Source organism: Nocardiopsis prasina DSM 43845, assembly GCF_000341265.1.
Classification (GTDB): domain Bacteria; phylum Actinomycetota; class Actinomycetes; order Streptosporangiales; family Streptosporangiaceae; genus Nocardiopsis; species Nocardiopsis prasina.
In genome coordinates this window covers 18,344-42,983 of sequence record NZ_ANAE01000212.1, presented here as the reverse complement: position 1 = coordinate 42,983, position 24,640 = coordinate 18,344, and the positions used below count along the sequence as shown (strand labels likewise).

Annotated in this window: 19 protein-coding genes; 11 read left to right on the top strand and 8 right to left on the bottom strand. The window is 71.3% G+C overall.

Features of this window, described 5'->3' with window-relative positions; translation table 11 throughout:
* Window positions 1-366 precede the first annotated feature (366 nt).
* The 3 genes from D452_RS0126600 to D452_RS0126590 all read right to left on the bottom strand — a co-directional run bounded on the left by D452_RS0126600 (window position 367) and on the right by D452_RS0126590 (window position 3,758).
* Window positions 367-825 carry a hypothetical protein gene (locus D452_RS0126600; protein WP_152498653.1) on the bottom strand — a complete coding sequence of 153 codons (459 nt, stop codon included), beginning with the start codon at window positions 823-825 and terminating at the stop codon, window positions 367-369.
* A gap of 38 nt (window positions 826-863) precedes the next feature.
* Complete coding sequence (locus tag D452_RS0126595) at window positions 864-3,035, bottom strand: fibronectin type III domain-containing protein (RefSeq protein WP_017547179.1); 2,172 nt, start codon at window positions 3,033-3,035, stop codon at window positions 864-866.
* 243 nt (window positions 3,036-3,278) lie between these two features.
* The gene (locus D452_RS0126590; RefSeq protein ID WP_017547178.1) at window positions 3,279-3,758 is read right to left on the bottom strand and encodes a GNAT family N-acetyltransferase; all 480 of its coding nucleotides are present in this window, start codon (window positions 3,756-3,758) and stop codon (window positions 3,279-3,281) included.
* A gap of 149 nt (window positions 3,759-3,907) precedes the next feature.
* Between D452_RS0126590 and D452_RS0126585 the strand changes: the two genes are divergently transcribed.
* Together D452_RS0126585 and D452_RS0126580 are read left to right on the top strand one after the other, a co-directional pair.
* Window positions 3,908-4,117, top strand: coding sequence for a hypothetical protein (locus D452_RS0126585; RefSeq protein WP_017547177.1), 210 nt, complete (start codon window positions 3,908-3,910; stop codon window positions 4,115-4,117).
* A 305-nt stretch (window positions 4,118-4,422) separates the two neighbouring features.
* On the top strand, window positions 4,423-5,700 hold the full coding sequence (locus D452_RS0126580; RefSeq protein ID WP_017547176.1) for an AI-2E family transporter: 1,278 nt from the start codon (window positions 4,423-4,425) through the stop codon (window positions 5,698-5,700).
* 48 nt (window positions 5,701-5,748) lie between these two features.
* Here the strand turns inward: D452_RS0126580 and D452_RS0126575 are convergent, their stop codons facing one another.
* Both D452_RS0126575 and D452_RS0126570 read right to left on the bottom strand, forming a co-directional pair.
* Entirely contained in the window at window positions 5,749-6,969 is a 1,221-nt protein-coding gene (locus tag D452_RS0126575) for an aromatic amino acid transaminase (protein ID WP_040694966.1), read from the bottom strand.
* Window positions 6,969-7,967 carry a DMT family transporter gene (locus D452_RS0126570; protein ID WP_152498652.1) on the bottom strand — a complete coding sequence of 333 codons (999 nt, stop codon included), beginning with the start codon at window positions 7,965-7,967 and terminating at the stop codon, window positions 6,969-6,971. The genes D452_RS0126575 and D452_RS0126570 overlap by 1 nt, the downstream gene beginning before the upstream one ends.
* 82 nt (window positions 7,968-8,049) lie before the next feature.
* Here D452_RS0126570 and D452_RS0126565 point away from each other — a divergent pair, with 82 nt between their 5' ends.
* Window positions 8,050-8,514, top strand: a complete 465-nt coding sequence (locus tag D452_RS0126565) for an Lrp/AsnC family transcriptional regulator (RefSeq protein ID WP_017547173.1) — start codon at window positions 8,050-8,052, stop codon at window positions 8,512-8,514.
* An 11-nt stretch (window positions 8,515-8,525) separates the two neighbouring features.
* On the opposite strand, the gene D452_RS0126560 is transcribed toward D452_RS0126565, so the two are convergent.
* A complete protein-coding gene (locus tag D452_RS0126560; RefSeq protein WP_017547172.1) occupies window positions 8,526-9,863 on the bottom strand; it encodes an MFS transporter in 1,338 nt (445 codons plus the stop codon).
* A 984-nt stretch (window positions 9,864-10,847) separates the two neighbouring features.
* Here D452_RS0126560 and D452_RS29080 point away from each other — a divergent pair.
* The 7 genes from D452_RS29080 to D452_RS0126530 all read left to right on the top strand — a co-directional run bounded on the left by D452_RS29080 (window position 10,848) and on the right by D452_RS0126530 (window position 19,036).
* Window positions 10,848-11,420, top strand: coding sequence for a phytanoyl-CoA dioxygenase family protein (locus D452_RS29080; RefSeq protein ID WP_239646460.1), 573 nt, complete (start codon window positions 10,848-10,850; stop codon window positions 11,418-11,420).
* Complete coding sequence (locus D452_RS31555) at window positions 11,420-11,662, top strand: hypothetical protein (RefSeq protein WP_239646459.1); 243 nt, start codon at window positions 11,420-11,422, stop codon at window positions 11,660-11,662. The genes D452_RS29080 and D452_RS31555 overlap by 1 nt, the downstream gene beginning before the upstream one ends.
* Complete coding sequence (locus D452_RS0126550; protein WP_017547171.1) at window positions 11,659-12,195, top strand: DUF6309 family protein; 537 nt, start codon at window positions 11,659-11,661, stop codon at window positions 12,193-12,195. Before D452_RS31555 ends, D452_RS0126550 begins: the two co-directional genes overlap by 4 nt.
* 113 nt (window positions 12,196-12,308) lie before the next feature.
* Window positions 12,309-16,640 (top strand): non-ribosomal peptide synthetase, encoded by a 4,332-nt coding sequence (locus tag D452_RS0126545; protein WP_017547170.1) that lies wholly within the window; start codon window positions 12,309-12,311, stop codon window positions 16,638-16,640.
* Between the two features lie 29 nt (window positions 16,641-16,669).
* Window positions 16,670-17,530 carry a TauD/TfdA family dioxygenase gene (locus tag D452_RS0126540; protein ID WP_017547169.1) on the top strand — a complete coding sequence of 287 codons (861 nt, stop codon included), beginning with the start codon at window positions 16,670-16,672 and terminating at the stop codon, window positions 17,528-17,530.
* Window positions 17,527-18,294, top strand: a complete 768-nt coding sequence (locus D452_RS0126535) for an SDR family oxidoreductase (protein ID WP_083927636.1) — start codon at window positions 17,527-17,529, stop codon at window positions 18,292-18,294. The genes D452_RS0126540 and D452_RS0126535 overlap by 4 nt, the downstream gene beginning before the upstream one ends.
* Before the next feature lie 4 nt (window positions 18,295-18,298).
* On the top strand, window positions 18,299-19,036 hold the full coding sequence (locus D452_RS0126530; RefSeq protein WP_017547167.1) for a methyltransferase domain-containing protein: 738 nt from the start codon (window positions 18,299-18,301) through the stop codon (window positions 19,034-19,036).
* 79 nt (window positions 19,037-19,115) lie between these two features.
* On the opposite strand, the gene D452_RS0126525 is transcribed toward D452_RS0126530, so the two are convergent.
* Together D452_RS0126525 and D452_RS0126520 are read right to left on the bottom strand one after the other, a co-directional pair.
* Complete coding sequence (locus D452_RS0126525) at window positions 19,116-19,937, bottom strand: SAM-dependent methyltransferase (protein WP_017547166.1); 822 nt, start codon at window positions 19,935-19,937, stop codon at window positions 19,116-19,118.
* 320 nt (window positions 19,938-20,257) lie between these two features.
* Window positions 20,258-21,787, bottom strand: coding sequence for a fatty acyl-CoA synthetase (locus D452_RS0126520; protein ID WP_026129700.1), 1,530 nt, complete (start codon window positions 21,785-21,787; stop codon window positions 20,258-20,260).
* 886 nt (window positions 21,788-22,673) lie between these two features.
* Here D452_RS0126520 and D452_RS0126515 point away from each other — a divergent pair.
* On the top strand, window positions 22,674-24,638 hold the full coding sequence (locus tag D452_RS0126515; RefSeq protein WP_152498651.1) for a hypothetical protein: 1,965 nt from the start codon (window positions 22,674-22,676) through the stop codon (window positions 24,636-24,638).
* Window positions 24,639-24,640 lie beyond the last annotated feature (2 nt).

Sequence of the window (24,640 nt, the reverse complement as noted above, 5' to 3'; positions counted from 1 at the left end):
AAGCGGCGGGCCCCGCGGATCAGATGGACGGCACCCGCGAAAGTCCGTGCCCGGAGGGATCCAGGCGCCGAGCAGCTGAGCCGCCCCCGGAAGGATCGGGGCTCCACTCACCGAAACCTCTCACGCACTCGGCAACCAGGCCGTGCGGCTACCGGGTGGACGGGGCCCGCCGTGAAGGCGGACCCCCGGGGCGCTGGAAGCGCCGCGACGGCTGAGCCGTGTGCGGTGGCCGGGCCTTCACTCACCGAAACCTCACGCGCGCTCCACGACCAGGCCGTGCGAGTACCGTTTCAGACCTCCGGGGCACCCGCGGGACCGGGAGCGTTTCCCCGGTACAGCAGACGCCCGGCCGCGCACTCGCGCGGGTCAGGACCCGCAGTTCGAATAGCCCGAAATCACCGAGCGTTCCCCGGCCGCAGCGGTGACCTGGACGCAGACGCCCTCGGCCGGGATCAGGACCGGATCGGTCGACCTACCGGACGGCTCGACCGCGGTCTGTGGAGTTCCGCCCTCCGTTCGGATGCCGACGTCCAGGTAGGTGTCGCCACCGTTGGAAGTGACAACCGCGCAGTTGTACCCGAACGTGCTCTCGTAGTAGAGGTGCACCTGCCCACCGGGGTCTCCCGGGATCGACATCGGCCAGTCGCCCTCCACGTTCTGCGTGTAGCGGGGTGCCTCCCCCACGTTGGGGTGGGCGTTGGTGCACACGTCCTCCGGGCTCTGTCCCTGCGCGGCGGTCGCCCCGCTGACGAGCAGGCCGGTCACTCCCAGCGCGCAGGCAGCGGACCAGACCGCCCAGCGGCGCGGTCCTCTCAGAACGGTCATCGGCTCGCTTCCCTTCCGGGCCTGGTCAAGGTCGTCGGTCACTGGAACGGGGCAAGGCACGCCGGGGTGCTCCGGGCGGAGCCGCCCTCGGTGGTCCCCGACCCCACGGCGGTGACCGTGAAGGAGAAACACCGTTGGTCGCCCCGGGTGAAGGCGTGGGAGGTGGCCCCGCCATCCACCGTCGTCTCGGAACCGATCTCCACACCGTCGCCGTGCGGCGTGATCCGGTATCCCTCGGCATTGTCCGCAGCCGTCCAGGTGACGGTCACCGTGCTGCCCGACACGCTGTGCGCCACCCCGCCCGGGGTACCCACCTGGATCTCCGGCATGGTCACCGGGGAACTGCTGGCGGACTCGCCGGTGACCCCGCCCTCGCCCCGTGAGGTGACCGTGAACGTGTAGGTGGCGCCCGGCTCCAGGCCGGTCACCTCCAGCGACGTCTCCCCGGTGGTGCGGTTGCTGGGAGCGGAGGCCCCGCCCTCGGCGGCCGCGGACACCAGGTAGTCCACGGCGTTGTCGGCGCCGGTCCAGGACACGGTCGCGGTCTCGTTGCCGCTCACCTCCACCGAGACGCCGCCGGGCGAGCCCGGGGCCTCCTGGCTGGGGGTGACCTGCGGCGACTGGGCGGCGGGCCCGGTGCCGTGCGCGTTGGTGGCCTTCACCCGGAACCGGTAGGCCGTGCCGTTGTCCAGGCCCGTGATGAGGGTGTGCAGCTCCGAACCCTCGACGGTGGTCTGGCCACCCTCCCAGGTGATGTCGTAGGACTCCACGGAGGCGTCGGGTGAGTAGGCCTCGGGCCAGCTCAGTTCGACACTGCCGTCTCCGGCCTCGGCCGTGACGGGGGTGGGCGCACCGGGTGGGCCTGTGGATCGTTCGGGCTCGCCTTCGCTCTGAGGCGTCGGCGCTCCGGTCCCTCCGCCGGCCGAACCGCCGTCCGTCCCCTCCCCCGGGCCGCCGGTTCCCGCCTCCGTCGCGGGTCCGTTGGGCGGTGCGGGCGCCACCGGGTCGGGTGCGGGGGTGTCCCCGCGGATCTCACCGGGCCCGGGCGGCGGTTCGTCGGTGTCCACCAGGGTGGCCTGACCGGTGTCGTCCACCACCGCGGCCACACCGGTCTCCGGGGAGTTGACGAACAGGCTCCCCTCACGCACCTGGAGTTCGAGCGCCCCCTCGGCCCCGGGCAGGGTGACGGTGTCCAGTTCTCGCCCGTTGGGAGCGTAGGAGCGGACGACCCCCTCGTCCTCGAAGGGCACGTAGACGCGCCCGGAGAACGGGACGGCCAGTCCGCCGCCGGGCCTGCCCACCGGGAACCGGGTGGTCTCGGCCGCACCGTAGGGGTGCATCAGGGTGACGATCTCGTCGTCCTTGGTCCTGGTGACGGCGGCCATCTCGCCGCGCGTGCGGGCGGGCATGGCCGAGCCCGCCATCGGCGCGGGCATGGTGACCATCACCGGGTCGTCCCCCTCGCGCATGGCCACCACGTCCTCTCCGCCGCGGTCGACGGCGAGCGCGCCGTCGTCGAAGACGGTGACTCCGATGTCGGAACCCGGTGAGGCCACCGCGACGGTCTGGGTGACGGCCGCCTCGCCCTCGGACACCTTGATCCCGACGGCGTGGCCCTGGGTGGGCGCGCCCACCCACAGGGTGTCGGCGTCGTCGAAGGCGCCGCCGACCAGGGGGCCCTCCAGGGTGAGCGAGGCTCCGGTGGCCTGGAGGGTGGCGGGGTTGACGGCCCTGATCTGGCCGCCCGCGCGGTCGATGACCACGGCGCTCTCCCGTCCGAGCACCACCCCGTGGTCGCCGGAGCCCAGTTCGAGCCTGCCGGAGAAGCCGAGGTTGTTGAGGTCGACCGAGGTGACCTTGCCCGTCTGGGGGTCGGTGAGGAGGAGGTAGTCGTCGTTCTGCTCGACCTCGACGGGCCCCTCACCGGCCTCGGGCAGGGAGGCCACGAGGTCGATCTCGGCGTTGTTGCCGTTGACACGGACCGCTTCCTTGGTGACCGCGCTCCAGAGCCAGGCGGCGCCGTCGGACATGTCGTCGGACCGGCCCAGGGCACCGACGCCGAACGCCGTGCTGACCAGGGCCGTGGCCATGAGGCTGAGCACCAGCCCGGAGGATCCGGCGCGGGTGCGTTGGGCGAGGGTGCCGAGCAGGCGCCGGGATCGGCCCCGCTCGTGGGGGGTGGCGTCGGTGGGCGCCGTCTTACGGCTCACTATCCACGTACTCCTTCGGCTACCGCGGACGTGTCCGGCCTCCGGCGGCGGGGGAGGTGGGATCGGGGGTCGCTGGTGTAGGGGCCCGAGGGATTCGGGCTTCTGTACGAAACCAGACAGCGGGTACGACGTCAACGCTTCGGGGCGCCGTCTGGGCCACGCACCGTTCGATGCGCCGGTGCCCGTGTTCGGTTCTGGTTTCCTCGCGGCAATCCCACTCGTTCCGGGAATCCGCGCCGGGGTTCAGTCGAGGTCGATGGCGCCGACGATCTCCCCGTCCTCCACGCGGCCGGTCTTTCGGAAGCCCAGGCCGAGGTAGAAGCCCTCGGGGCTGCCCTCGCCCGGAACCCAGGTGACGGTGACCCGGGAGAAGCCGCGGCGCCGGGCCTCGGCGAGCGCGCCCTCCACCGCGTGGCGGCCGTACCCCCGCCCCTGATGCTTCTCCGCGATGTTGAGCCGCCAGATCTCGGCGCGGAAGTCGGGGTCCTCGTCGTCGGGGGCGAACCTCACCATGATGAAGCCGACCGCCTCGTCGCCGTCCATGAGCAGGCGGGGCCATGCGGTGTCGCGGTTCGTGTAGGCCTGTGCCAGGGAGTACACCACGGGGGCGACGTACTGGTCCTGGTCCTCGCGGACCCTGATCCGGTGGGCGTCCTGGAAGTTGTCGTCGGTGATCTCCACCAGTCGCGGGGTGGTGGCGGGGGCAACGGGAGTGTCGTTCATGGGATGGCACCCTACGGACGGCGAGGCCGGGCCGCCACGGCTTTTCGCGCTGGCGGCGCGCCCGGTTCGGGCCCCGGGTCCGGTAGGCGGGGGCCCTCCCGGGGTAGGTCAGTCGGAGAGTCACCGGCCCCGTCCCCCAGGAGGCAGCAATGCGCACCAGCGCCACCCTCTCGGTACTCGTCCTCGTCTGGCTCGCCATCGGTGCGGCGGCAGCGGTCCAGCGCGGTGACTTCAGTGCCTCGGAGGCGTCCTGTTCCTCCGTCGGCAGCGTCGTGGTCACGATCTTCGTCGGTCCGCTGAACTACGTCGGCGTCAACCCGACCATCGAGTGCCCGGACCTGCCCGAACCCTCCGAGTGATCCCCTGTCCCGCCCGGACCGGCGTTTCCGAGCCGGGGTGAACGGTGGCTCGGGTGTTGGGCCCTGGCCCGCTCGCGGACCGGCACCGCGTTCGGGGGTACCGACAGCGGCGGGTGAGTGGGGCACTCCGGGCGACACGCCCATCCGGTGACGCGGTGCGCGCCTCCCGCCGCGTGCCGCGCGCGGACGCCAGACTCGTTGTCACCCCGTGTCGCTGTTCACTCACCGAAGGTTCTGGAGTGCTGGTCGACGCGGTTCGTGGCGCGTGACGACGGTGTCCGCGCCGATCGGAGAACGGAGCGCATGTGCAAGCCCAGTGGCCGGGCGTCGGGGCCCTCGTGAACAAGTGGAACGCCACCCGCAGGGCCCGTGTCGAGCGGGAGCGGGCACGTGAGCGGTCCGAGGCCGAGCGGTCGGGCCCCGGAACACCGGACCCGGACGACGGCGCGCGCGCCGGTGACCTGCTCCGTGTGGCCGCCGACGCCGCCTGGCGCATCCTGGTCGTCGGTGTGGTCGCGGGGCTTCTGGTCTACGCGCTCACCAGGCTGTCCGTGGTCACGCTCCCCCTCATCATCGCGGTGTTCCTCACCGCCCTCCTGATGCCCCTGGCCAACTGGCTGCGCCGCCCCAACCTGATCAGACGCCGCGGGTTCGGCCGGGGGTCGTCCACGACGATCACCATGCTGATCGCGTTGGCGATCTACAGCGGCGTGGTCACCCTCATCGTGACCCCGGCGATCGCGAGCTTCGACGACCTCGTGGCCAGCGTCAACAGTGCCGTGTCCCAGCTCCAGACCATGGCTCTGCCCTTCGGCCTGGACCCGGCGCTGCTCACCGAGGCGATCGACAGCGCCTGGGAGCAGGTGCAGTCCCTGATCACCGAGAACAGCAACCAGGTCCTGAGCGGGGCGTGGACGGCGACCACCGCGGTGACCCGCGTCGTGCTGGGGATCGTGCTGATCATCGTCCTGACCATCTACTTCGTGCACTCGGGCGACAAGCTCATGGACTGGATCGCCAGTCTGCTGCCGGTCCGGTCCCGCCCGGTGCTGCGCCACTCGGCGGGGGTCTCCTACGAGGTGATGGGCAACTACGTGCGCGGGGTGGCGCTCGTGGGGGTGATCGACGCGATCGGCATCGGTATCGCGCTGATCCTGCTGATCGACACGAGCCTGGCCATCCCGCTGATCGTGCTCACCTTCGTGGGCGCGTTCCTGCCGATCATCGGTGCCTTCCTGAGCGGGTTGCTGGCCGTCCTGGTGGCTCTGGTGACCGAGAACTGGGTGGTGGCACTGATCGTGCTCGGGGCGGTGCTGCTGGTGCAGCAGTTGGAGAGCAACGTGTTCGCTCCGCGCATCTACGGCCGCGCCCTGGAGCTGCCGTCCGCCGTGGTCCTGGTCGTGGTGACGGTCGGCGGGATCCTCGGCGGGGTGGCGGGCCTGTTCCTCGCCACCCCGGTCGCGGCGGTCCTCGCGGCGCTCCTGCGCAACCGGGCGTCCTCCTCGTCCGGGTCCTCCGAGGAGGGCGCGGAGTCCGGGCGGGCGGACGGCGAGCGCGCAGAGGAGCCCGGGGCCACGGCCTGACCCCGGTCCGGTGGGGCCGACGGCCGGAGCCAGCACGCCCCTCCGGACTCACCCCCGGGCGCCCGTGAGGACCGGCCGGGCCGCCTCGGGCCCGCCGTGGACCCGGGTGATGGCGTCGGCGACGCGGTCGACGAGGAGGGTGGGCACGCCGGCGAGGTTGATCCGCCCTGAGGGGAGCCCGTGGATCCCGTGTTCGTCGCGCAGCCGTCCCATCTGGTCCTCGCTGAGGGGCAGACGCAGGAACATGCCGCGCTGTTCCCGCAACGGTTCGAACTCCGCGGAGGCGGTCCGTCGCACCAGGGCGTCGGTGAGCCCCTCGCGCAGGTGCCCCAGGCGCAGGCGCATGGAGTCGAGCTCCGCCGACCAGCGGGTGCGCAGTTCGGGCCGGGTGAGGATCTCGTGGACGATCCGCGCCCCGTGGTCGGGTGGCTGCGAGTACCCGGCGCGGGCCGTGGTCTCCAGGACGCTGTGGGCGAGGGCGCGGCGAGCGGGGTCGTCGGAGACCACGATCGCGCATCCGGTGCGTTCGTTGTACAGGCCCCAGGCCTTGGAGGCACTGACCGCGACCACCGCTTCGGGCAGGATGTCGAGCATGCGGCGCACGCCCTCCAGGTCGGCGTCGAGACCGTCGCCCAGACCGAAGTAGGCGTGGTCGACGAAGGGCACCACCCCGCGCTCGGCCATCGCGTGGGCGAGCTCCTCCCAGCGCTGGGTGGGCATCGCGGCACCGGTGGGGTTGTGGCAGCACCCCTGGATCAGCAGTGCGTCGCCTGGTGCCGCCGTGGCGACGGCCGCGAGGGAGGCGTTCGGGTCCGGGCGGCCGTCGGGGAGCAGCATCGGGTACTCGCGTACGCGCAGACCCGCGGCGGTGAGGATGGTGCGGTGGTTGAGGTAGGCGGGTGTGCCCAGGTGCACGGTGCGGTCGGGGCCGGTGGCGGCCAGGAGTTCGGCCAGGAGCCGCAGCGCCCCGGTGCCCGCCACGGACTGCACCGCCAGGGTACGGGCGCGGATGTCCTCGGAGGGGAACAGCATGCGGGTGAGCGCGTTGGTGAAGTCGCGGTTGCCAGCGGGGCCCAGGTACTCCTTGGAGGGTGAGCGTGCGGCGAGGCTCCGTTCGGCCTCGGCCACCGCTCCGAAGACCGGGGAGGACCCGGTGTCGTCGCGGTAGACGCCGACGAGGAGATCGAGGCGGTCGGGGCGCGTGTCGGCGTCGCAGGCGGCGGTGAGCCTCCAGAGGGGGTCGGTGCGCGGCGGGAACGTGGACGGCATCAGCACGAGGTCTCCAGTTCGGGACGGCGGTCCACGGCCTCGACCGTGGAGGGTGGAGTCGGGTGGGCGGTGGACAGCGGGGAGGGAGGTACCGTCCCGGTGGGGCGCCCCGCGCCGAACAGGTTGAAGGCGACCACACCGGTGAGGACCAGCAGCAGGGTGACGGTGGTCGCGAGGGTGACGGGCTCGCCGAACAGCGGGACGGCCGCGACCAGGGTGACGACCGGGCTGAGCGCGCCGAGGGTGGCGGCGGCCGGACCTCCGAGGCCGCGGATAGCGGTCGCGTAGCACAGGGCGGCGAGCACGCCGACGCCGATGCCCTGGACGGCGGCGTAGACCAGGACGTCGCGGGGTGCGGCGCCCCCGAGCAACGCGGAGGGCACCAGGCCCAGCAGAACAGGTACCCCGGCCAGGAGGGCCGAGGGCGCGCAGAGGACGATCGCGGCGCTGACCGGATCGAGGGTGGTCTCCCGCAGCGCCAGGGTGTACACCGACCACACCAGCCCCGCGCAGAGCAGGATCGCGACCCCCGTGGCCTGGTCCGGGGCGACCGCTGCCGCCACGGGCACCGCCGCGCCCAGGACGATCAGCACGAGGGCGCCCAGTTGCGCGGGGCGGGCCCGGGTGCGCCAGAGCGCGAACGCGAGCGCGGTGACGAACAGCGGGACGGTCCCGGGGATCACGATCCCCACGAGGGCCGCGCTGGTCAGGGAGCCGCCCCAGGCGGCGAGGAGGAAGTACGGGAGTCCGGCGCCGACGCACAGCGCCACCAGGACGCCGGGGCGTTCGTGTCGCACGCGCCGCACGGCCCGGGGGATCCACGGCGCCAGCACCACCAGCGGGGTCAGGAACCTGAGGAGGGCGGCGTCCAGGGCGGTGAGGTCGGAGGCGCCGATCCCCCGGATGCTCAGGGCGAACCCGGCCCACAGCACCACGGTCGCGGCCATCGCGGCCAGGGATACGGGGAGCGAGGGTGTCGCGCCGGTAGGTCTGCTCATGGGAGTGAAGGTACGGGGATCGCCGCGACCGGCGATTGCTGTTTATTGCTCCAGGCAAGATGGTTTTGGCAGAATCTGCCACATGCAACGGTTGGACGAGATCGATCTGCGGATCCTGCACGAACTCCAGAGCGACGGACGGATCAGCAACCAGGACCTGGCCGACCGCGTGGGGCTCTCACCCTCCCCCTGTCTGCGCAGGGTGCGGCGGTTGGAGGAGTCCGGCGTGGTGGCCGGGTACACGGCGGTGGTCGACCCGGCCTCGGTCGGGCTGGACATCACGGCGTTCGTGCGGTTGCGCCTGGACTCCCACGGCACGGGTGTGGCGGAGCGGGTGGAGGAGGCCATCCGGGAGATTCCGGAGGTCACCGAGTCCTACCTGTTGGCGGGCGACCACGACTACCTGCTGAAGGTGGCCGCCCGTTCCTTCCCCGCCTACGAGGAACTGATGCGCACCAAACTGCGCGCCATCCCGGCCGTCTCCTCCATCGAGACGACCTTCGCCATCAGCGTCACCAAGCCCAGTTCACCCCTGCCCATCGACTGAAACGCACGGGGTCAGGTGGGCCCCGGGGCCGCCTCCCGGGCGCGGGCCAGACTCTCCCCGGTCACCCGGCCCCAGGCGAACACCAGCATGGGCAGGTGGGCCGCACCGGCCAACAGGAACGGCACGCGCAGCGCCCACTCCCTCCCCAGGGCCGGTTCGAGGCCGACCACCACCAGACCGCCCAGGAGCGTGCCCACGGACAGGGTGCCCCAGCCGAAGAACCGGTAGACCGCGTTCACTCGCCCCAGCAGGTGGTCGGGGATGACGCGCTGGCGCAGCGAGACGGTGATGACGTTCCACACCACGATCGCGACGCCGATCGCCGCGCCCGACACCCACACGACGGCGGTCACGGGTACCAGGCCGAAGAGCGCGAGCCCGACCCCCATCACCGTGATCGAGCCGAGCAGACAGCGCCCCTCCCCCACGGCGGAGATGATCCGTTCGGCCAGCAGCGACCCCAGGAGCGCGCCCGTGGCCGAACCCGTGAGGACCAGCCCGAACTGCCAGCCCTCGAACAGGCCCAGCACGTCCTGCGTGTAGAGCACCAACAGGGAGATGATCATGGCGGAGGCCAGGTTGAGCGCTCCCAGCAGCAGTGCCAGGGCGCGCAGGACCGGGTTGTTCCACAGCCACCGCAGGCCGGTGCCGATCTCCGCGCGCCAGGCGATCCGGCCGGCCCCGGCCGGGACTCCCCGTGGGCGGTAGGTCCCGGAGAGGGTGAACAGCAGCACGGCTCCGGCCGCGAGCAGGCCGGCGTTGAACAGGAACGGGACGGCCAGGGCCAGGCCCATCAGGACCCCGGCCAGCGGTGGCCCGACGAAGTTGTTGGCGGTCACCTCCACGCCCCAGAGCCGGCCGTTGGCCCGTTCCAGCAGCCGTTGGTCCACCAGGGAGGGGAGGAGGGTCTGGGCGGCGTTGTCCCGGACCACCTCCGCGCAGCCCACCAGGAACGACATCACGTAGAGGCCGATGAGCAGCGCGGTCGCCGAGGCGGGGGCTCCCCCACCGGCGGCCAGTCGTTCGGGGGTGGGCAGTCCTCCCTCGGCGAGCAGGACGAACACACCGAAGGCCGCGACCACGACGAAGCGTCCGGTGTCCGTCCAGGCCACCAGCAGGCGCCGGTCGTACCTGTCGGTGATCACCCCGGCGGGCAGGGAGAACAGCAGCCAGGGCAGCCGGGTGGTCAGGGCGACAAGCGAGACCAGGAGGGCGTCGCGGGTCAGCGCGTAGGCGAGCCACACCACGGCGACGGACATGAGCCCGTCCCCCAGGTTGGTCATCCCGCTCGCGGACCACAGCTTCCAGTAGTCGCGCCCCAGTCGGGGGGCGGGACCGGTGGCGCTCACTCCGACCTCTCACCTTCCGTTCTCTCCTCGTCGGGTCAGGCAGTGCCGACCCCGCCGTGGGAGGGCGCGCGAACGCCCGCCCGTGGCCGGGACGCCCCTTCAGGTGCGAGGGACGGGTTCATCACGGTCATCGTGCGCACAGGCAAGGGGACCGTCCCACTCCTTCTCACTCCGTCCCGCGATGACGCGGGGAGCCCACGGCGCGTTTCCCTGCCCTGGATCTCCGTTGCGACTCCCCCCGAGCACGCCTCGGTATCCGTTCTTCCGGAACACGGGAATAAAGCGGCTGGGCTATCGATATCACGGAGGCAGCCCGGGGCCAGCACCCCCACGGGCCCATTCGACCGTCCGGAATCGGCCACTCTCCGGAACGGATAAAATGATCTTCGGATTGCTTCTAGGAACTCGGTTCCAAATCTGTTGCGGAATTCATTCTTCATCCCAAATGCCCGAATCGACCTGGGAAAAAGGAAGGGGCTCCTCTCACGCGGACCCCGCCAACACGCGGCTTCGACGACGGAAACCGCCCTTCCGGCGTTCCGCGAGGCGTCCAGCGACCCCCACGCTGAGCAGGTGTCACGCGACTCGTTTCAGGTAGGGGCGCCCCGAGGACCGCTCCCCTCCCCGGGAGCGCACGGCCGCCGCAACCACCCTTACCCTTCCCCCGATGAATTCATACTCCGCGCGTACCGTGAATTTCCCGCAAGCACTACCCAGGAGGAGAAGTTCCAGGCCAGGATCGTGTTTCCCCGATTCTCTTGACAACGATCCGGACAAAGTGAAACTAATACTGTCGACCCTCCGGGCACCCACCCCTGACGGCCGCGGACAGCCACACCAATAGCCCTCACCCGCACCCCTGGCCAGGCGCGCTTCCCCTCGCACCCGGGCACGACGCCTTTTCCACGACGGATTCCTCCGGGAGGGAATCCGCCGTGCCCCGGAGATCGACCCGACACCCGAGCACGAACAAGGGGCGAAGACTTGACCCACACGTTTTCCCCGGAACTGGACGGCGCCACCGCGCGGCGGAGACAGTTCACGGAGTCCGGCTACCTCGTCCTCCCCGGCTTCCTGCCCGCGCACCTGGTCGACCGTCTCCTGCCCGAGGTGGACCGCTGGGTGGACGAGGGGCTGCGCGCGCGTTCCATCGCCGCCTGCCTCGACCCGGAGTCCCACGCCACGCCACCGGTCCTGGAGCTGGAGCTTCCCGCACACGGCGAGCTCCTCACCCACGAACCGCTGATGCGGGTGATCGCCGAACTCATGGGGCCCTCCTTCGTCTTCCACCACCTGCACAGCGACCGGCACGGTGAGTCGACCGGCGGCAAGGCCTGGCACCACGACCACGAGGCCAACGACCGTGAGGACCCGAGCCTGCTGATGGTCCACGCCCTGCACTACCTCGGTGGGCTCGACCCCAGCGTCGGCCACCTCGCGGTCCTGCCCGGCTCCCATCTGGAGCACGCCTCCAAGCAATCCCGTGCCCACCTGGGCACCAAGGAGCTCCCGGGAGAGGCCGTCATCGACCGGCTCCCCCGGGCTCGACGGTCCTGATGAACTCCGCCCTGTTCCACGCGCGCAGACCCGCCCCCGAGGGGGAGGGCGACCCTCACCCCCGTTACTTCGTGGACGCCTCCTACTGCCAGGCGGACGCGCGATGGCATCCGGTGAAGCCCTATTGGCGGCATATGCTCGCTCGGGCGCGCGAGCTCGACCTCAGCGGGGGGCGCTGGCCCGAGCTGTTCGCCGAGCGGCACTTCACCGAGTACACGACGGAACGGGACTCCACCACATGAAACTGATCGGCACGGTGCCCTTCTCGGAGGTGTTGGAGGTCTACCGGGGCGACCACCCCGTCGACCGCGCCCACGTGTCCAACACCAACCAGGACGGGGAGGACGTCCTGCACATGGCGGACGAGCTCCTCGGCATCTGGCACCGGGTCCTGCTGTCCCGGGACGAGGTCCTCGGCATCGTGCTGCCCTGGCACCTGAGCGAGGGTGGGGGCCGCGAGCTGGTCCCCCGGTCGGGCCGGACGGTGGGCGAGGCCGCGGAGCTGGTCCGCTCGGGCGGCGCGGAGATGTCCGCCGCCAACCCGATCTGCTCGGAGAAGCTCGAGCTGTTCAAGGAGAGGCCCCTGACGCCCGTCTACCTGAGCACCCGCCCGGTGCCGCACTCCGACTACTCCGACCTGGAGGTGCGGACCGGGCTCATCCACCTGGACGGGCTGCACCGGACCGTCGCCTGGGCCCTGTACGGGCGCCTGGCGCCCGACGAACGCACCGAGGCGTTCGTGGCGGGTGCCCCGGACAACGCACCGGCCGGGTGAGACGGGTCCTGTTCTCCTGAACCCCTCGCCGGTGACGGGCGGGGACGAAGGCCCAGGGGGACAGGCGCCGGGCCGTCCCAAGCAGACACCGCCTGAACTGGAGACCCACCCCCTTGACAGGTACGACGATCCCGGACCTCTCACTCTCCGACCTGCTGGCGAGCGGCGCGCGCTCCCACCCGGACCGACCGGCGCTCTCCGACGGGGTTCGCTCCCTCGACTACGGGGGGCTGCTCGCCGCCGCGGACCGGGTGGCTGCCCACCTGGCCGATCAGGGCGTGGGTCGGGGTGACCGGGTCGCGGTGCTGGGTCCGCGCGACATCCGGGTGTGCGTGTTGCTGTACGGGGTCCTGCGCGCGGGGGCGGCCGCCGTGGTCGTCGATCCCGCGTGGAGCGGCCCCGACGTCCGCAGGCGTCTGGACGCGATCGCCGTGGGGCACGTGCTCAGTTCCGATCCCGGGCACACCGCGCCCGGGGCGCGCGGGACCGAGGTCGTGGACCTGGACGCGATGGTCGGGGCTCACGGCGGCCAGCCCCGTGGCGCGGCCCCGCCACGGGTGCGTGCCTCGGACCCGGCCTATCTCTCCTTCACCTCGGGTTCGAGTGGGGAACCCAAGGCGGTCACGGTCACCCACGCCAACACCGTGCACTACGCGTTCTCCCTGCGGGACCGCCTCGGCCTCACCCGTGAGGACGCGCCGTGCGTCGCGCACGTCACCACGCTCGCCGCCGACCTCGGGCACACCTCCTGGCTGCTGGCCCTGGCGACAGGCGGGTCGGTCCACGTGGTGCCCGACGACCGGGCCCGCGACCCGGAGGCCTTCTGGTCCTGTCTGGCCGCGGCGGGGGTATCCGTGCTCAAGACCACCCCCTCCCACATGACCGCCCTGTTGGAGGGGCGGCCGCGTCGGGCTCCGCGACTGCACACCCTGCTGTTGGGCGGTGAGGCACTGCCCCGTTCCCTGGCCGCCGGGCTCCTCGACGACGGCGTGGCCGGCCGGCTGGTCAACCACTACGGTCCGACCGAGGCCACCATCGGCGCGAGCTGCTTCGTGGCCGTCTCCCCCTCCCAGCTTCCCGAGGACGAGGCGACGGTCCCCATCGGGACGGCCATCGGCCAGAACGGCCTGTACCTGGTGGACGCCGAGGGCCGTCCGGTACCGGACGGCGCCGACGGTGAGCTGCTCATCGGCGGTCCAGGTGTGACGCCGGGGTACTTCGGGCGCCCGGAGGAGACCGCGCTCCGCTTCCTCCCGCACGACGACGGACCGAGGTACCGGACCGGTGACCGATGTCGCCGCCGTCCGGACGGCGACCTCGTCTTCGCCGGTCGGACCGACCGTCAGGTGAAGATCCGGGGCTACCGGGTGGACCCGGCGGACGTGGAGCGGGTGATCGACGGCTTTTCCGGGGTGGCGCGGTCGGCGGTGATCGTGCGCCGCAACCCCGCTGGGGCCCAGCTCCTGGCGGCGGTGCGACCGGTGACCGGCGAGGACGGAGCGGAGGCGGCCCTGGTGGCCTCCCTGCGCTCCTACCTGCTGGACCGGCTCCCCGCGTACTCGGTCCCCCAACCGCTGGTCGTGGTGCCGGAGTTCCCCACCGGCCCGAACGGCAAGCTGGACAGGGACGGCCTGTCCGTGCTGGTGGACCGGGTCCTGGAACTCGGGGGGAGGAATCCCGCGACCGCCTCCGACGTGTCGGCGCCCCCGGACACGGTCTGCGCACCGGCCGGGGACCCCCTCGTGAAGACCATCGCCGACCTCTGGGCGAGCGCTCTCGGTCTGCCCCTGGTCGCCCCGCACACGGACGTGCTGGAGCTCGGCGGTGACTCGATCCTGGCCATGCGCACGGTCACGGCGCTGCGCAGGTCCGGGTACCGGGTCGCGTTCGAGGACTTCTACCTGAACCCCACGGCGGTGCGGCTGGCGGCGGCCGCCACCCCGTTCTCGGAGGAGGAGGCCGCCGACCCGACGGAAGACACGGGCGTCGACGGAATCGGGAGGCTGGCACCGGCCCAGCGCTGGTTCTTCCAACAGCGGGTGCGTGACCCCAGGCACTGGAACCAGTCGGCCGTCCTGCGGTGCGGGGTCCCGGTGGACCCGCCCGCCCTCTCCCGCGCCGTGGTGGAGGTGCTGCGCCGCCATCCCGCGCTGCGCCAGCCCGTGGCGACGGGAGGTCCGGGTCTCCCCCGCCCCGCTGAGGAGACGGACGCGGTGACCTTCTCCCGGCTCCCCACCGACCCCGCCGGGGTTTCGGAGACGGTCGAGGCCACCTGTACCGAGCTGCACCGGGGGCTGGACCCGGAGTCGGGCCGTCTGGTCCGGATCCACCTGTTCTCCGGGACGGGCGGCGACTTCTCCGGTGCCGGGGCCGACGACCGGCTGGCGGTCATCGTGCACCACCTGGCCATCGACGGGCTCTCCTGGCGGGTCCTGCTCGACGACCTCGCCCACGCCTACCGGGCGGCGCTCACCGGGAGCCCGCCCCGCATGCCCGTGACCGCCGACTTCTACCGGTGGGCGGCGACCGCCGCGCCCCCCGCACCGGAACGGGCGGCTCCGCTCCGCACGCGGCCGCCCGCCGACCCCGGCATGGAGCCGGCGGCCCTGACCTGGTCCCTGGACGAGGGCGCCACCGCCAGGTTGGTCCGCCGTCACGGGCGCTCCCAGCGGTTGGAGGCGTTCCTGATCTCGGCCTTCTCCGAGGCCGTCCTGCGCCGGAACGGTCGGCCGCGGCTGACCGTGGAGGTGGAGACCCACGGTCGCGACACCACGAGCCGCGGCGACGCCTACATGGACACCGTCGGCTGGTTCACGGCCGTCAAACACGTGACCGTGGCGGCTCCCGGCACCGACCCGGGCTCCGCCACCGGCTCGGGAAGTGTCGGCGGAGCCGTGGACGTGCGGACCGTGGTCCGTTCCGCCTCGGCCGAGACCACCGCGCGGGTCGAGCACCTGGTGCGGGAGGCGCGGCAGCTCCCGATGGACGCCGACGTCCCGCGCCCCGAGGCCGGGTTCAACTTCCTGGGCACCTTCGAACTGCCCGACGAACCGTCGCTGGCCTGGTCCGTCGCCCCTGAGAACGGCGGGGCGGCGCGCTGTCCCAGCGCGGACCCGCACCACCGTCTGCGGCTCACCACGCGGATCGTCGAGGGCAGGCTGGTGGCCGACCTCGTGTACGCCTGGCCGCGGTTGTCCCACGAGGACGCCCACGGGATCGTCTCCGCCTTCGGTGGGACCGTGGCCGGCGAGGTCGGGAGCGCTCCCCCGGAGCCCGACAGGAGCGCCGTCTCCACCTCGGGCCAGCTGCTGCTCACCGGCGCCCCGAAGCCCGGAACCGCTCGCGCGAGCGTCCGGGTCCGGGAACCGGTCCGCGTACTCCTCACCGGTGCCACCGGATACCTGGGCCGCCACCTGCTGGCCGCTCTCCTGGACCGCGACGCGCACGTCACCTGCCTGGTCCGGGGCGCGGACGACACCGACGCGGCTCGGCGGCTCGCCTCCGCGATCGACGGCGCGGACCGACGGGTCGGCGGGTTCGACGTGGTCGCCGGTGACGTCGACCAGGTGGGTCTGGGTCTGTCGCAGGACGGCCTGGAACGGGTCCGGGACGTCCGGGCGGTCGTCCACGCGGCGGCGGACGTGCGCCTGGTCGCGCCCCCCGACGACCTGGAACGCACCAACGTCGCGGGGGTCCGCCGCCTGCTCGCGTGGATCGACGCGGAGGTGCCCGGCGCCCGCCTGCACCACCTGTCCACGCTCGCGGTCGCGGGGGGCGTGGACGGTGTACCGCGCAGGTTCAGCGAGGCCGACCTGCGGATCGGGCAGCGGTTCCGCACCCCCTACGAGAGGACGAAGTTCGCGGCGGAGGAGGAGGTCCGCTCGTGGGCGGCCTCGGGACGCCAGTGCTACGTCCACCGCAGCGGCCACGTCGCGGCGCACAGCCGGACCGGCGCCTTCCAACGCAACGTGGAGGACAACCGGATCTACCAGCTGGTGCGCGGCTACGTCCTGGCCGGTGCCGCTCCGAGCCGCCCCTCGGAGTCGTTCGCGTTCTCCCACGTGGACACGGTGGCTGCGGGGATCGCGGCGATGGTGGCCCACACGCACGCGGCGCCGGGCGTGTACCACGTGGAGTCCCCGTACACGGTCCCGCACGACGAACTGGTGGCCTGGCTGGTCTCCCTGGGCCATCCGGTCAGACTCACCGATGACCACGCTTTCGCCGCGGCGCTGTCCCGGGTGGAGCGGACCCACCCGACCGCCGCCCGGCTGGCCTCCGCCTGGTCCCAGCTGGGGTCGCGCAACGTGGTGGTCGACAGCTCCCACACGACGTCCGCGCTCGATCGCGTCGGCGTGCGTTTCGCGCCGCCGACCCGCGAGTGGTGGTCGGCGGCCATGGCCTGGGCCACGGACGTCGGCTTCCTCCCCGAACCGCCCCAGTGAATCCCACGACGAAGGGAACGGCCCGCCAGATGACCGAGAACACCACGACCGAGATCGGTTGGGGAAGCACGACCCTGGACACCCGTCGCGACCTGTGGTCGATGCCGCTCTCCGACGAGGAGCGCTCGCTGCTGTGGCGGGACGCTCGGGCGGAGCGCTGGGAGGGTGCCTCACGGGTGCGCGAGCGGCTGCGCGCGTTCAGCGCCGACAGCATCCGATCAGTGGGCTTCGCCCACGTGCCGAACCTGATCGACCCCGCGGCGGACGATGCCGACATCGTCTCGGCGCTCTCCTTCGTGCTGCGGGACTTCGGCGAGATCATCCCGCAGAACGCCGAGGGCGACCTGTTCCGGGTGCTTCGGGACCAGGACGGCGACGGGAACACCGAACTCGGGTTCCACTGCGACACCTGCGACCTCCTGGTGCTGCTGTGCCTCCAGCCCGCGGTCCGGGGCGGTGGGTACACCAAGCTCGCCAGTGCCCGTCATGTGCGGAGCATCATCGGCGGTGAGCGCCCGGACGTGCTCGCCACGCTGGAGGAGGACTGGACCTTCGACCGCACCGGCCGGGCGGGACAGCAGGTGATCGTCTCCCCCATCCTGTTCACCCAGGAGGACGGGACCGTGGGCTGCTACTACCAGACCCGCACGGTGCGCACTTCCCCGGAGCGGGGCGGCCCGCCCCTGACCGACCGCCAGTGGGAGGCCCTGGACGTCCTCGACGAGGTCCTCTACCGGCCGGAGATCGCCTTCCAGCTCCTGCTCGACGCCGGTGACCTGCTGGTCATCCGCAACTCGCGGGTCCTGCACGGACGGTCACCCTACGTGGACGTGCCCGGTCCGGGCAGCCGCCGCGTACTGCGGGCCTGGATGAGCGCGGGTGCCCGATGAGCGAAGGTGCCACCCCGGAACGCGGGGTAGCGGTGGTCACCGGCGGCGGCAGCGGGCTGGGACGCGCCGCGGCGCTCGCCCTGCTCTCGGAGGGGTGGTCCGTGGCGATCGCCGGCCGACGCAAGGAGGCGCTGGAGGAGACGGTCTCCCTGGCCGGCGGGGACGCGCACCGGATGCTGACCGTCCCGACCGACATCGGACGTCCCGAGGAGGTGGCGGCGCTGTTCACCGCTGCGCGGGAGCGGTTCGGCCGGGTGGACCTGCTGTTCAACAACGCCGGGGCGGTCGTGCCCAGGGTGCCGGTGCAGGACGTCCGGTTCGAGGACTGGAACCGGATCATGGACACCACCGTGACCGGCACGTTCCTGTGCGCCCAGGAGGCGTTCCGCGTGATGCGGGATCAGTCGCCCCGGGGCGGGCGCATCATCAACAACGGGGCGCCCTCCGCGCACGCGCCCCGGCCGAACGCCGTCGCCTACACCACGGCCAAGCACGCGGTCCTCGGCCTGACCAAGGCGCTGTCGCTGGACGGGCGCGAGCACGACATCGCCTGCGGACAGATCGACGTGGGCAACGTGGAACCCTCCGACGGGCGCCCCCAACCCCCGGCCAGGCAGGCCGACGGAGGGACGGCCGTGGAACAGACCCTCCCCCTGGACCGCTTCGTCGAGGCCCTGCTCCTCATGGCGTCGATGCCGCCGGGGGCCAACGTGCAGTACCTGACGGTGCTGCCCACGTCGATGCCCTTCGTCGGGCGGGGGTGAGCGGGTGTTCGTCAGCGCGCGCGACTTCGCGGAGTACCGGTCCATGTTCGGGCTCTCCGACCACGACCTGTCGTTGAGGATCCTGGACTGCCCCGGCGGCGCCGCGAGCTTCACGGCCGAGGCCCGCGCCCGGGGCTCCGACGTCACGGCGGTGGATCCCGAGTACGGCGAGAACCGGGGGAAGCTGGCCGAGCTGGCCCTGCTGGAGAACGAGCACAAGCACGCCGATCTGGTCGAACACCAGTCGGACTTCGTGTGGACGTGGTTCGAGGGTCCGGAGCAGTACACGCGGCTGCGTTCGGAGTCGGCGCGCAGGTTCGGCGCGGACGTGACCGCGCACCCGGAGCGCTACGTGGAGGGTTCCCTGCCGCACCTGCCCTTCCCCGACCACTCCTTCGACCTGGTGCTCAGCTCCCACCTGCTGTTCTCGTACGGCAGGCAGCTGGACGAGGAGTTCCACAGGGAGGCGCTGTTGGAGCTGGTGCGGCTGTCCCGCTGGCAGGTGCGGCTGTACCCGCTGTTCCGGCACTCGGACTTCACGCGCTATCCGGCGCTGGACCGGATGCGGGAGTTCCTGGCCGACTGCGGAGTGTCCTCGCGGGTGGAGCGGGTGGAGTACGCCTTCGATCCGGGAGAAGAGGAGATGCTGGTCCTGGAGTGCTCCGAACGCGGTGACCTACCGCGGAGCGAGGGCATCCGCGCCCACTTCGATCCGGTCCGCTGGCGGCACCTGAACACCTGAACACCTGATCCCGGGTCCGGGGGCAGCCCTGGTCGGGTGCCCCCGGGGCGGTTCACGCCGGAATCGGGGAACCCGACTCTCAGGGCTTGCGGGCCACTCCGCCGTACTGGTCCAAACCGCGACGGGCGCTGAGCTCACCCTCCAGTGGACGCCACCGGGGGCAGGGCACCACGCCCGGCTCGAGCAGCTCCAGGCCCTCGAAGCGAGCGGCGACCGCCTCCGGGCTGCGCAGGCGGTAGGGGTCGTCGCCGTGCTTGTTGCCCTCCTCGATGGCCTCGTTGTAGGCCTCGTTGGTGTTGGTGCCGTCGTAGCTGGCCAGGTAGCTGCCGGAGGGCAGCGCGTCCAGGAGCTTCCCCACGATCGGCTGGAGCTCCTCGTCCGGGACGTGGCCCAGCACTCCCATCAGCATGAGGGCGATGGGCTGGTCGAAGTCCAGGGTCTTCGCTGCCCGTTCCAGGATCGCCTCGGGGTCACGCAGGTCGGCGTCGATGTAGTCGGTGACGCCCTCGGGGGTTCCCACGAGCAGGGCGCGCGCGTGCGTGAGCACGAGGGGGTCGTTGTCCACGTAGACCACCCGGCTTTCGGGAGCGATCCCCTGGGCCACCTCGTGGGTGTTGTTCGCGGTGGGCATCCCGGTGCCGATGTCGAGGAACTGGCGGATCCCCGCCTCCTCCGTCAGGTGGGTCACCACGCGGTTCAGGAACTCCCGGCTGGTGCGGGCCAGGTCCACGATCTCCGGGAAGGACTCGGCCACCTGGTCGCCCGCGACGCGGTCGATCGGGTAGTGGTCCTTGCCGCCCATCCAGTAGTTCCAGATCCGGGCCGAGTGCGTCCGGGTGGTGTCGATGGGGGAGGGCCGGTCGAAACCGTCGGCGGTGGACTGGGAGGAACCGTCGGACATAGGAGCATCTACCTCTACACACAGGGGGCCGCGCCACGCGGCCGGGCGGTCTCCGACCGTCTCGGGACGGCGATCCCTCCCAGCCAGAAGCCGTTCGCCCCAACCATAGGGGAAACCGCCCCGATCGGACGGATGCGAGGTATGCGCGCTCTCCGGCCCCGCACACCCAGGGGACGACGTTCCTGACCCACTCCGAACGGGAGGGGCGCCTGATCCTCCGGTTCGCCACAGGTGGGACGTTCACTCGGGACCACCACGTGGTCGAGGCGTGGAAGGCCCTCCAGGGGGCGGTCACGGTGTGACCGGAGGGCCGCGCGGGGTCAGGCCGACCGGTCGCGGAGTTCGCGCTTGAGGATCTTGCCCGAGGCGTTGCGGGGCAGCTCGCTGACCACCCGCACCGTCTTGGGCACCTTGAACGGCGCCAGTTGGTGGCGCACGTGCGCCACCAACTGCTCCGGAAGCGTCTCGGTGTCGGCGTCCGCCGCGGGCACCACGTACGCCGTCACCGCCTCGATCCACTTCTCGTCAGCGGTTCCGACCACAGCGGCCTCTCCCACCCCGGGGTGGGAGAACAGCACGTCCTCGATCTCCCGGGAGGCCACCAGCACCCCACCGGTGTTGATGACGTCCTTGATCCGGTCGACCACCTCGATGTAGCCCTCGGCGTCGGCGCGCACCAGGTCACCGGAGTGGAACCAACCGTCCCGGAAGGCCTCCTTGGTGTCCTCCGGCTTGTCCCAGTAGCCCAGGCACAGCTGCGGTGACCGGTAGACCACCTCGCCGAGCTCGCCCGGCGCGACCTCCTCCCCGTTCTCGTCCACCACACGCAGCTCCACGAAGAGGGCCGAACGCCCCGCGGAGGCGGGCCTGGCCTCGTGCTCCTCGGGGCGCAGCACGGTGGCCAGAGGGCCGATCTCGCTCTGGCCGAAGCAGTTGTAGAAGCCCAGGTCGGGCAGGGCCGCGCGGAGTCGGTCCAGGACCGGTCCGGGCATGATCGAGGCACCGTAGTAGGCCTTGCGCAGGCTGGACAGGTCCCGGTCGTCGAACGAGGGGTGGTTGGCCATCGCCACCCACAGGGTGGGGGCGGCGAAGAAGGCGCCGTGCCCGTCGGCCTCGATCCGGTTCAGCAGGTCCGTGGGGTCGGGAGTCTCCACCAGGGTGTTGCGGGCACCCACCGCCAGCCACGGAAGGAGGAAGACGTGCAGCTGAGCCGAGTGGTACAGGGGCATCGCGTGCAACGGGTTGTCCCCGGCGTCCAGGTCCAGCCCCACCAGGCACGAGAGGTACTCGTGAACGAGCGCCCGGTGGGTCATCATGGCGCCCTTGGGTCTGGAGGTGGTACCGGAGGTGTACAGGAGCTGGACCAGGTCGGTGTCGGCCACCTCCGCGTCCAGATCGGGAACCGGCCCCCGCGTGGCCTCCTCCAGCAGCGAGCCGGGGGCGTCGCGCAGTTCCAGCACCTGCTCGACGCCGGTCTCGGTGCGCAGGTCGTCCACGGCCGAGCGCAATGCCGGGTCGACCAGGGCCACGGTGCTGCCGGACTGCTCCAGCAGGTAGGCGAGCTCCGTGCCCCTGAGGGCGAAGTTGATGGGCACGTGCACCAGCCCGGCCCGCGCGCAGGCGAGGAAACCGATCAGGTAGGCGTCGGAGTTCCTGCCATAGGCCGCGACGCGGTCACCCTTGGCCGCGCCCGTCGCCAGCAGCCGCGCGGCCGCCCGGGTGACCGCGTCGTCGAGTCCGGAGTAGGTCCACTCCCGGTCGGCGAAGACCAGCGCGGTGTTCGCGGGGGTCCTGGCCGCGCTCCGCCGGAGGATGTCGTCCACACGGCTGGAGGTCGTCAAAGCGGTCATGGCACCTGTGCTCTCGTCGGTCGGTGAGGCCCCGGGGCCTCCGGTACGCCCCATCCTGGAGGGTGGCGGGGGCAGGGGCAACCGTCCCGGGAGTTCTCGGGGACGGGCCCTGGCCGCCGACGCCGGCGCCCTCCAGTTCGACGTGTACGCGCGGCCTCGGACATGATGGGGCACGGACCGCTGTTCGGAACCGCACCGGGCCCATTCCGCACTTTCCCCGATATAACCGCGTCCCACGCCGAAGAGCACCTCCGACAGGAGTGAAAGGGTCCTCGGGACGGCCGACCCGGACCGAGAACCAAGGCTTGAAGACAGAGAGCACTTCACTCCGGTACGAACAGAAACGTACTTTAAGGAAGTGGGCTCGAATCCTCATGTCCCGGGGAAATGCAGAAGACGCAAAGCTCCTCGGTCGGACCACACGTGCAATAAAAGGGAAGCCTCGGCACTGGCTCACAGGGCCGCCTTGACGCGCAACCATTCTTGACTCGGAGATCCGACACGACTGAGGCACCGACAGGAGTCGAGTCCGTAGGCAGGCCCGTGGAGATCTTCGTCGTTCTGCGCGGTCACATCCGTACGGCGGGCGCAGCGAACAAGCCCTGACACAGAGAATCCGCGGCAGAAGAGTCTACTACCGCGAGCCTGCCGCGCCAAGGTCCCTGATGCCGTCCCACGCGAACTCCGCGGATCAATCCCTGCCGAGGCCAGGAGTTTCAACAGGCCGATCCCTCCACCTCGACCAGGGGTTTCCAAGGAATTGCGCGAAGCGGCACGCGGGTACCGACCTCGCGTGGTCCGAATTGCGACCAGCGAATCCCGCCCCTGTCGAGTATCCTCGGTCGAAGCCGATCCAGGAGATCTCTCCCAGATGAAACTCCGTCCCATGTCCACCCAGGTCGACGTGTCCGGATCGACCATTCTCCGCGACCGCCCCCTGGACGACATTCTCGATTCCTGCCGGGACGACTCGGACGAGTCCGGCAACCTCATCGTCCACGGCCCCTCCGGGAGCGGCAAGACCACCCTGCTCACTCAGTCCAACGAGATCATGCGGCTGATCACCCCCACCGCGTTCGTCAACTGCAACGAATACCGACCGGAGACCGTGCCGGACCTCTTCCGCGATATTCGGGACCAGTTGAGCGCCAGGACACCGGGACTGCCGCGCTGCCACTTCCCGAGGCTGGACCTGGTGCTCACCGCCTTGCTCGACGGCCTCACCCCCGTCAGCGACTACACCAGATTCTGGCCGGATCTGGTCAGACACTGGAGACGGCAGGCACGTTCCGACCGCGGAGCCCGACGCGGGCGTCGTGACAATGCCGCCACGTCCGTCACCGTCGTGGTGGAGGTGAATCTGCTCTTCCTCAAGTTCCAGCTCGGCGCCGCACGTCCGATCAGCCACGCCCTCGCGCTGCCGCGCAGGAAGATCGGCGCCGCCGTGGAGCAGTGGTTCAAGACCCGGGCCTGGGGCTCGCTCATCAACCCCTATCCGGAACAGGCCGGAACCGAGAAGGCTGAGCGGGACCGCGAGACCGAGTGGATGATCCAGACCAGTCACAACGAGTGGCTCGTCCACGCCTTCCTCGCCGATCTGCGCGATCAGGCCGAAGCCGCCGGCCAGTACCGGCGCGTGGTCTTCCTGGACGACGTCGACGCGTTGAAGCAGCCGGCCAGCAGGGGCGGCGGGCTGCTCGCACTGTTCCGGTCCGCGCAGTCCTCGCCCGCCCACCAGGGGGCCGGCCGGATACCACTGCTGCTGGTGAGCAGCACTCCCGAGAGGCCTCTCCTGAGCAGGGTGAAGGCGGTCCCGGCCCCGGACTTCAGTCCCTCCGAGGCACGCGAACTGGCGGACCGCACACCGCACCGCATCGACGACTACTTCCCCGGACTCATCTTCGGACTCACCGGGGGATACGTGGCCGCCACCAGCTATCTGCTCCAGGATCCGGCGATCGACGGACTGCGCGCCTACAACGGACTCCAGCACCTGCTCCGCCAGAAGCGCGGCGGCGCTGAGGACGCCCCGACACTGCAGGAGCACCTGGGCGACTCCATCATCAAGGCCCTGCTGAAACACTCCGAGCTCGACCTCAAGAGCCGGACGCTCGAAGCGCTGACGATCTGCTCGCTCGCCAAGGACCTCCAGGACGTCGATCACCTCATCCGGACCTACGACCTCGGCGAGGACCTCACCGGACTCGACGACCGCCACTGGCTGGCATGGAACGAGAACTCGGGAGCGGCACGCTCGGCCCGCGCGCTGATGATGCGGTTGCTGCTTCGTCGCTGGCAGAAGGAACCGACATGGGTGCGCTGCGACCGCGACGAGGCCTTCCGCCGGCTCGCGACGCGGTCCGACAAAGGGGCGAGCGGCCACACCCCGAACTGGTACTACTACACGCTCGGGTCCGGCGACCTCATGGCGGTGTGCCGGGAGCTCGACGCGCTGCTCGACCTGCCCGGCCGTGAATCCGAGGTGCTCGACCTCATCCGACACACCACGTCGGTACCGCAGCCGCCGATCGACGACCCCGGCGCGGACGGCTTCACTCCGTTGCAGCGCTACGGGTTCCTCGTACAGAACCGGGGTCCTCGTCGGTCGGACGGAGCCCCGCTGGACCACCGGTTGTCGAGGATCCTGCGCATCGTCGCCGGCAAATGGGTCATCGAGGACCCCTTCGAGAGCATGTACACCAGGGACGTGCACCTGCGCGTGAGGACCGCGTTCCACGAGCTGGGAGCCGTCTGCGAGGACTCCCACCCGTTCCAGTCCGAGGCCGAATTCCACGAGAGCATCTCGCTGGAACGCCCGGTGAACCCACTCGACTCCGATATCGACTTCTGAGA

Bases quoted from the DNA above. Each gene is read 5' to 3' on its own strand.
- D452_RS0126600 (WP_152498653.1), bottom strand. From the start codon at position 825: ATGACCGTTCTGAGAGGACCGCGCCGCTGGGCGGTCTGGTCCGCTGCC.
- D452_RS0126590 (WP_017547178.1), bottom strand. From the start codon at position 3,758: ATGAACGACACTCCCGTTGCCCCCGCCACCACCCCGCGACTGGTGGAG.
- D452_RS0126585 (WP_017547177.1), top strand. From the start codon at position 3,908: ATGCGCACCAGCGCCACCCTCTCGGTACTCGTCCTCGTCTGGCTCGCC.
- D452_RS0126575 (WP_040694966.1), bottom strand. From the start codon at position 6,969: ATGCCGTCCACGTTCCCGCCGCGCACCGACCCCCTCTGGAGGCTCACC.
- D452_RS0126570 (WP_152498652.1), bottom strand. From the start codon at position 7,967: ATGAGCAGACCTACCGGCGCGACACCCTCGCTCCCCGTATCCCTGGCC.
- D452_RS0126565 (WP_017547173.1), top strand. From the start codon at position 8,050: ATGCAACGGTTGGACGAGATCGATCTGCGGATCCTGCACGAACTCCAG.
- D452_RS31555 (WP_239646459.1), top strand. From the start codon at position 11,420: ATGAACTCCGCCCTGTTCCACGCGCGCAGACCCGCCCCCGAGGGGGAG.
- D452_RS0126550 (WP_017547171.1), top strand. From the start codon at position 11,659: ATGAAACTGATCGGCACGGTGCCCTTCTCGGAGGTGTTGGAGGTCTAC.
- D452_RS0126540 (WP_017547169.1), top strand. From the start codon at position 16,670: ATGACCGAGAACACCACGACCGAGATCGGTTGGGGAAGCACGACCCTG.
- D452_RS0126535 (WP_083927636.1), top strand. From the start codon at position 17,527: ATGAGCGAAGGTGCCACCCCGGAACGCGGGGTAGCGGTGGTCACCGGC.
- D452_RS0126525 (WP_017547166.1), bottom strand. From the start codon at position 19,937: ATGTCCGACGGTTCCTCCCAGTCCACCGCCGACGGTTTCGACCGGCCC.
- D452_RS0126520 (WP_026129700.1), bottom strand. From the start codon at position 21,787: ATGACCGCTTTGACGACCTCCAGCCGTGTGGACGACATCCTCCGGCGG.
- D452_RS0126515 (WP_152498651.1), top strand. From the start codon at position 22,674: ATGTCCACCCAGGTCGACGTGTCCGGATCGACCATTCTCCGCGACCGC.